The organism is Pseudomonas sp. lyk4-TYG-107, assembly GCF_030209055.1.
Taxonomy (GTDB): domain Bacteria; phylum Pseudomonadota; class Gammaproteobacteria; order Pseudomonadales; family Pseudomonadaceae; genus Aquipseudomonas; species Aquipseudomonas putida_A.
Map to the genome: position 1 here is coordinate 135,151 of NZ_JARVST010000020.1, position 6,296 is coordinate 141,446.

6 protein-coding genes are annotated in these 6,296 nt (G+C 59.8%); 5 read left to right on the plus strand and 1 reads right to left on the minus strand.

The features are described 5' to 3' along the window. Positions 1-101: 101 nt before the first annotated feature. Positions 102-2,051: an LTA synthase family protein gene (locus QRN61_RS18500; protein ID WP_285374460.1), complete on the minus strand. Its 1,950-nt coding sequence runs from the start codon at positions 2,049-2,051 to the stop codon at positions 102-104. Positions 2,052-2,254: 203 nt separating this feature from the next. Between QRN61_RS18500 and QRN61_RS18505 the strand changes: the two genes are divergently transcribed. From QRN61_RS18505 to QRN61_RS18525, 5 genes are all read left to right on the plus strand, one after another. Then, positions 2,255-2,938 (plus strand): response regulator transcription factor, encoded by a 684-nt coding sequence (locus tag QRN61_RS18505; RefSeq protein ID WP_025111688.1) that lies wholly within the window; start codon positions 2,255-2,257, stop codon positions 2,936-2,938. Further along, positions 2,928-4,202: a sensor histidine kinase gene (locus QRN61_RS18510; protein ID WP_097086030.1), complete on the plus strand. Its 1,275-nt coding sequence runs from the start codon at positions 2,928-2,930 to the stop codon at positions 4,200-4,202. The genes QRN61_RS18505 and QRN61_RS18510 overlap by 11 nt, the downstream gene beginning before the upstream one ends. A gap of 304 nt (positions 4,203-4,506) precedes the next feature. After that, positions 4,507-5,175 carry a class I SAM-dependent methyltransferase gene (locus tag QRN61_RS18515; RefSeq protein ID WP_027612050.1) on the plus strand — a complete coding sequence of 223 codons (669 nt, stop codon included), beginning with the start codon at positions 4,507-4,509 and terminating at the stop codon, positions 5,173-5,175. Between the two features lie 4 nt (positions 5,176-5,179). Next, positions 5,180-5,893 carry a lipopolysaccharide kinase InaA family protein gene (locus QRN61_RS18520; RefSeq protein ID WP_096795130.1) on the plus strand — a complete coding sequence of 238 codons (714 nt, stop codon included), beginning with the start codon at positions 5,180-5,182 and terminating at the stop codon, positions 5,891-5,893. A 2-nt stretch (positions 5,894-5,895) separates the two neighbouring features. Beyond that, positions 5,896-6,123, plus strand: a complete 228-nt coding sequence (locus QRN61_RS18525) for a hypothetical protein (protein WP_025111684.1) — start codon at positions 5,896-5,898, stop codon at positions 6,121-6,123. Positions 6,124-6,296: the final 173 nt, after the last annotated feature.

Sequence of the window (6,296 nt, forward strand, 5' to 3'; positions counted from 1 at the left end):
GCGAGCAGGCTCGCTCCCACATTGGGATCTGGATTTCCTGTGATAACCGGTTGCGCAAAAAAAAGCCCCGGTGCATCAGCCCGGGGCGTTTCTATTGACGGTTACTGTTCGCTGACCTGGACAGTGCTGTCCTTCGCCGGCTTCCAGCTCAACAACTGCTGTTTGAAGCCATAACTGGCCGCCTGGTAATACGCAATGGCCCGGCTGACCAGCGGATCGTCGCTGCTGACCCGCGACTCGCGGCTTTCGGTCAACGCATCGTCATGCCGGCGCAAGCCTTGGCGCGGGCTGAGGATCGCCAGATCCTTGCCATCAAACAGACCCAGGTGCTGGTAGTTGCCGACCACCACGCGCGGTGGCAACGGGTTGTCCTGCAACAGGTTGCGACCAAAGAACGTCGAGGTGTAATCCAGGTTGAGCAAGCCCAGCAGCGTTGGGGCCAGATCGATCTGGCTGGCCAGTTGCGCGCTCTCGCGAGCTTCGATCATTTTCGGCGCGTAGATGAACAGCGGAATCTGATAGTTGCTGATCGGCAAGTCTTCCTTGCCGGCGCTGCCCGCGGTGTGGTCGGCGACGAAGATGAAGATCGTATTGTCGAACCACGGCTTTTGCCGCGCCTGCTCCAGGAACTGACCAATCGCATAGTCGGTGTACTTCACCGCACCATCACGGCCGTTGCCGGATTTGATGTCGATCCGGTTGTCGGGGTAGGTGTAAGGGCGATGGTTGGAGGTGGTCATCAGTTGCAGCAGAAACGGCTGCTGTTTGGCGTAGTCGGCATCCGCCAGTTTCAGGGTCTGACGATACAGATCTTCGTCGGCCATGCCCCAGGCGTTCTTGAAGTGGATCTCGGCTTCATCGACGCTGCTCTGGTCGACGACACGATAGCCGTTGCCGCTGAAGAACGCGTTCATGTTGTCGAAGTAGCCGCGTCCGCCGTAGACGAACACGCTGTCGTAACCCACCGCGCTCAACTGCTGGCCAAGGCTGGCGAAACCGCTTTCACGGCCGATGCGTTTGACGATCGAGCGGCCCGGCGTCGGCGGGATGGCCAGGGTGATCGCTTCCAGACCGCGATCGGTGCGGGTGCCGGTGGCGTAGAAGTTATTGAAATACAGGCTCTGCTTGCGCAACGCGTCGAGGTTGGGCGTCAGGTTGCGACCGTCGCCATTGCTGCCCAGGTACTTGGCGCTGAGGCTTTCGATGGTCACCAGCACAATGTTTGGCTTGCGCGGGGTGCCCGGGTTGTCGATCACCCGGCGAATGTCCTGTGGATCCTTGCCAATGAAGCGCGCGTCGCTTTCGCTCAGCTCGGCGCGGATCTGGCTGGCGACTTTTTCCGCCGGCAGGCTCTTGTAGAACTGGGTGTAGTCCAGTTCATTGTTACGGAACGCGGCGAAGAACTGATACGGGCCGTTGCTGGCCAGTTCGTTCTGGTAGGCGTTGCCGCCCTGGGCACGCGGGGCGTCCTGGCTGAGCAGTTGCAGGCTCAGACCCGCGACGATCAACAGGCCCAAGGCACTGAGCAGACGCCCGCGCAGCGCTGGCAGCGGGGCATTCATGGCGGCATTGAACGGCTTGCCCAAGGCAAAGCTGATCACCACGGCCAGCACGCCGAGGAGGCTCAGCAGTTTGCCGATCGGGTACGACTCGAGGACGTTGTTCAGCACTTCGTCCGAGTACACCAGGTAATCGACGGCGATGAAGTTGAAGCGCACGCCGAACTCGTCCCAGAACAGCCATTCAGCCACCGCCACGAACAGCATGGCGAACAGGCTGATGGTCAGCAGGGCGCGCAGGAACCCGTGATGTCCACGACGCCGCCACAGCCCCGGCGGGCAGAGCAGCAGGTACAAGCCCATCGGCAATGCCGCATAGGCCAGGAAACCCAGGTCGTACAGCGCGCCGATGCCGAACACCGACAGGGCGAAGCCGCCGGCCTCATCCAGGTGAGTCAGCAGCAGTACCGCTCGAGTCAGAAGAAAGATGACCAGCCAGGCGCCGGTGATGAGCAGCAGAAAGCGCACGGGCGCGGTCTTGAGAAGGTCCATTGTCTAGTTTTCCTTATATCAATGGCGCGCGAGTTTCGCGGCGTCACTGTAGTCAGGTTGTGAATCGATAGTGAAAACTTTGTTAAACATTTAATTTGCCAGGGCAAATTGATTTGCACGCCTGTCGGCCCTAGCCCTGAACCGGCGTTGGCCTTAAGCTGCGCGGGCCATGACGGCCGTCACTGTGTACGGAGGAGATGCCAATGCGAATTCTATTGGTCGAAGACAACCGCGATATCCTGGCCAACCTGGCCGATTACCTGGGACTCAAAGGCTATACCGTCGATTGTGCCCAGGACGGCTTGTCGGGCCTGCATCTGGCTGCCACCGAGCATTACGACCTGATCGTGCTCGATATCATGCTGCCGGGGATCGACGGCTACACCCTGTGCAAGCGCCTGCGTGAAGATGCCCGGCGCGATACGCCGGTGATCATGCTCACCGCCCGCGATCAACTGGACGACCGCCTGCAGGGCTTCAAGTCCGGGGCCGACGATTATCTGGTCAAACCGTTTGCCCTGTCCGAGCTGGCGGCGCGGGTCGAGGCGGTGATGCGCCGGACTCAGGGTGGCGGACGCCGTGCGCTGCAGGTGGGTGACCTGACCTACGATCTCGACACGCTGGAAGTGACCCGCGAGGGCAAGCTGCTCAAGCTCAACCCGGTCGGCCTCAAGCTGCTGGCAGTCTTGATGCAGAAGAGTCCGCATGTCCTGCGCCGGGAAATTCTCGAAGAAGCGCTGTGGGGCGATGACTGCCCGGACAGCGACAGCCTGCGCAGCCACGTCCACCAATTGCGTCAGGTGATCGACAAGCCATTTGCCAAGCCGTTGCTGCAAACCGTGCACGGCGTGGGTTACCGCTTGGCCGAGGGGCGTGATGGAGTTTAAGCAAAGCCTTTCCCAGCGGATCATCATCGCCTTTGCGCTGATGAGTGCGCTGGTGGCCGGGGCCTTCGCCATGGGCATCGTGGCGACCGTGCACCTGGTGGAGGAGAAACTGATTTCGGCGGGGCTGGGCGGCGACCTGCAGCGTCTGCTGCTGATGGACAACGTATCGGACTGGAGCCATCGCCCGGAACCGGACCAGTTGTTCTATTTCAGCGGCGGACCGGGTGATTTCGAGCTGCCCAAGGATCTGCGTCACCTCGATGCGGGGTTCCACGAAGTGTTCCGCGAGCAGCTGTCGTATCACGCGATGGTCGAGATCGTCGACGGTCGGCGCTACGTGCTGCTGCAGGATCAAAGCGATTTCGAAGAGCGCGAGCGCGTGCTGTTTGCCGTGGTGCTGGTGGGCTTTGTGCTCAGTCTGGCGCTGGCGGTATTCCTCGGATGGGTGCTGGCGCGCAAGGTCATGGCGCCGGTGGTGCGCCTGGCACGGCAAGTACGGCATCGCGATCAGTTGCTCGGTCTGGCGCCGCCACTGGCGCCGGACTATGCGGCTGACGAAGTCGGCGAACTGGCGGTGGCGTTCGATGCCACGCTGGGGCGCCTGCGTCAGGCACTGACTCGGGAGCGGCTGTTCACCAGTGACGTCAGCCACGAGCTGCGCACACCGTTAATGGTGCTGGCGAGTTCCTGTGAACTGCTGCTGGAAAATCCGGGGCTGGATCAACGCGGTCGTGCCCAGGTCGAGCGCATCGCCCGCGCCAGCGAAGAAATGCGTGAACTGGTGCAGACCTTCCTGATGCTCGCCCGCGCCCAGCGTGAAGACGCCGGTTCGGCACCGCAGCAGAACATCAGTCAGGTGGCCGATGGCTTGTTGAGTATCTGGCGTGAACCGATCGAATCGAAAGGGCTGCAGCTGATGTTCGAGCCGGGCAATCCGCCGGACACTCGCTTCAACGCGACTCTGCTCAGCGCGGTCATGGGCAATTTGTTGCGCAACGCCTGCCACTACACCGAGCAGGGCTTCATCCGCCTGACGCTCAACGACAACGGCTTCGTCGTCGAAGACTCGGGCGTCGGCATTCCCGAGGAAAAACGTGAGGCCATGTTCCAGCCCTTCGTACGCGGCAATGAGAAGCGCGGCGAAGGCTTGGGCCTGGGCTTGTCGCTGGTGCAGCGGATCTGCGAGAACCAAGGCTGGGAGGTGACGTTGAGCACCATGCAGCCCAATGGTTGCCGCTTTGAGGTGACGCTGGGGCAGCGTTGATCCCCAAACCCAAGCGGCCGCGCCCTGAGTGCTGGTATTCGATGACGCCTTCGCGAGCAGGCTCGCTCCCACAGATATCTGCGGTACAAAGGTGGGAGCGAGCCTGCTCGCGAAGGGGATTGAACGGCAGTATTGAATCATCAGTGGCCGCCGGATTCAGCTGATGGCCCCGCGCTATTGCTTTCTCCCTGTAAAACCCTGTAATAGTTTGCCGGTTTACCTGACGTAATTTTCACAAAGGGACGACCTGACGCTGACATGCCACTACCTATGGTAGGGGCGTCAGTTATTCAGGAGTCCTGAAATGAGCAGTCCGATCAAGCTCGATTTTTCCGAAAAGTATGATGACCAGCATGCACAAAAATATTTGCGCAAGCACCAGGACGGTTTAGGTCGTCGGTTGTCACATTGGCGGGACGAGCAGCTGGCCCGCAAGGCACTGACGCTGGCGGGCGAGCCGGGGCTGGTTCTGGATCTGCCGTGTGGTGCAGGGCGTTTCTGGCCGTTGCTGGCGGAAAAACCCAATCGGGTGATCATTGGCGCGGACAATTCCGAGTCTATGATCAAGACCGCGATGCAGGCGCAACCGGCTGATGTGGTGAAACGGGTACAACCTTTGCACACGTCTGCGTTCGACATTGCCTTACCTGATAACGCCGTCGACAGCATTTTCTGCATGCGTTTGCTGCATCACATCGGTGAAGCCGAACATCGGCGGACGATTTTGCGCGAATTCGAGCGTGTCACCCGTGACAGCGTAATCATTTCGTTGTGGGTGGACGGTAATTTCAAGGCCTGGAAACGCAAACGCGCTGAACAGCGCCGTGGGCAGGAAGGTTACCAAAACCGGTTTGTGTTACCGGCTGTGACAGTAGAAAAAGAGTTCGAAGACGCAGGTTTTCGCATTCAGGAACAACTGGACTTCATTCCGCTGTATGCCATGTGGCGGGTTTACGTATTACGCAAGAGGTAACAGGATGGCGGTGCAAATAGCAGCAGAAACGGAAGTCGCTCCCCAGGATCGCTTCGACTACTACTGGAACCAGCGCGGTGAATGGGTGGAAGAACCCAACGTGCGCCGTGGCGGGGAAAGTGGTGTGCAACGAGTCGTGGGCCGTGACGGCCAGTTACTGTATGCCAAGCGCCAGACCGGACATATCTATCGCAGTTGGCTGCATCCTTTCGGCCGGCCGACAGTCTTGCGAGAGCTGGATGCCCTGACCGGTGTCAGCCGCCTCGGTGTACGCGTCCCGCAAATCGTCTTCTGCGGCGCGCAGCCCGATCCGCAACACAAGTGGCGTGCGCTGCTGGTGACCAAGTCGCTGGACGGTTTCGACGAACTCGAGAAGTGGGAAGCCGCCGGTGGCCGTGCCCAGTATGGCGAAGCGGTTTACGAGCGCGTTCTCAAAGACCTGGCTGAAAACCTCGCGCGCATGCACAAGGGTCGTTGGCAGCACAGCTGCATCTACATCAAACACGTTTTTGTACGGGTGACCGGCGAAGGTGATTCGGCCCAGGTCGAAGTGGCATTGATCGATCTGGAGAAATGCCGTCAGCGTCTGACCGCTTATCGCGCGGCCTCCCATGACATGAAGCAATTGCGTCGCCATTCGTCGTTCAGCGACACGGACTGGAAAAAACTCGTCTACTTTTATGAGACGGCGTTTGGCAGCGCTATCAAAGGTTTATAGCGATGAAACTCGAAATTGCACGAGGTTTGTTTTTGGTTGGAGCCTTGGCAGTTGCTTCATTGGCGGTGGCGGCCTGGGAGCAGCCCCGCATGCAGGTGATCGGTGCTACCACAGGCGATGCTCACTGCGCAGTACCACGGGTGGCGAAAGCCTCCGTGGCGACTAAACCTGACCATGATCTGTTGTTGTTCATGTTCGGACTTTCTCAAGGGATGAGGCCACAGAGTTGAACCGATTGAAGCCAAAATGAAAGGCCTCGCAGATGCGAGGCCTTTTTTATTGCGCGTGTTCCAGGGATCACACCATTCCCCTGTGGGATCGGCGAAGGATGGAGATTTGTGGCTGGTTGCGATCAAGGATGGGAGTGGGCTTGCTCACGAAGGGGCCGGCACATTCAGCATTG

What these genes read in the sequence shown, in the direction of transcription:
- QRN61_RS18525 (WP_025111684.1), top strand. Translation starts at nt 5,896, where the DNA reads ATGAAACTCGAAATTGCACGAGGTTTGTTTTTGGTTGGAGCCTTGGCA.
- QRN61_RS18510 (WP_097086030.1), top strand. Translation starts at nt 2,928, where the DNA reads ATGGAGTTTAAGCAAAGCCTTTCCCAGCGGATCATCATCGCCTTTGCG.
- QRN61_RS18505 (WP_025111688.1), top strand. Translation starts at nt 2,255, where the DNA reads ATGCGAATTCTATTGGTCGAAGACAACCGCGATATCCTGGCCAACCTG.
- QRN61_RS18515 (WP_027612050.1), top strand. Translation starts at nt 4,507, where the DNA reads ATGAGCAGTCCGATCAAGCTCGATTTTTCCGAAAAGTATGATGACCAG.
- QRN61_RS18520 (WP_096795130.1), top strand. Translation starts at nt 5,180, where the DNA reads ATGGCGGTGCAAATAGCAGCAGAAACGGAAGTCGCTCCCCAGGATCGC.
- QRN61_RS18500 (WP_285374460.1), bottom strand. Translation starts at nt 2,051, where the DNA reads ATGGACCTTCTCAAGACCGCGCCCGTGCGCTTTCTGCTGCTCATCACC.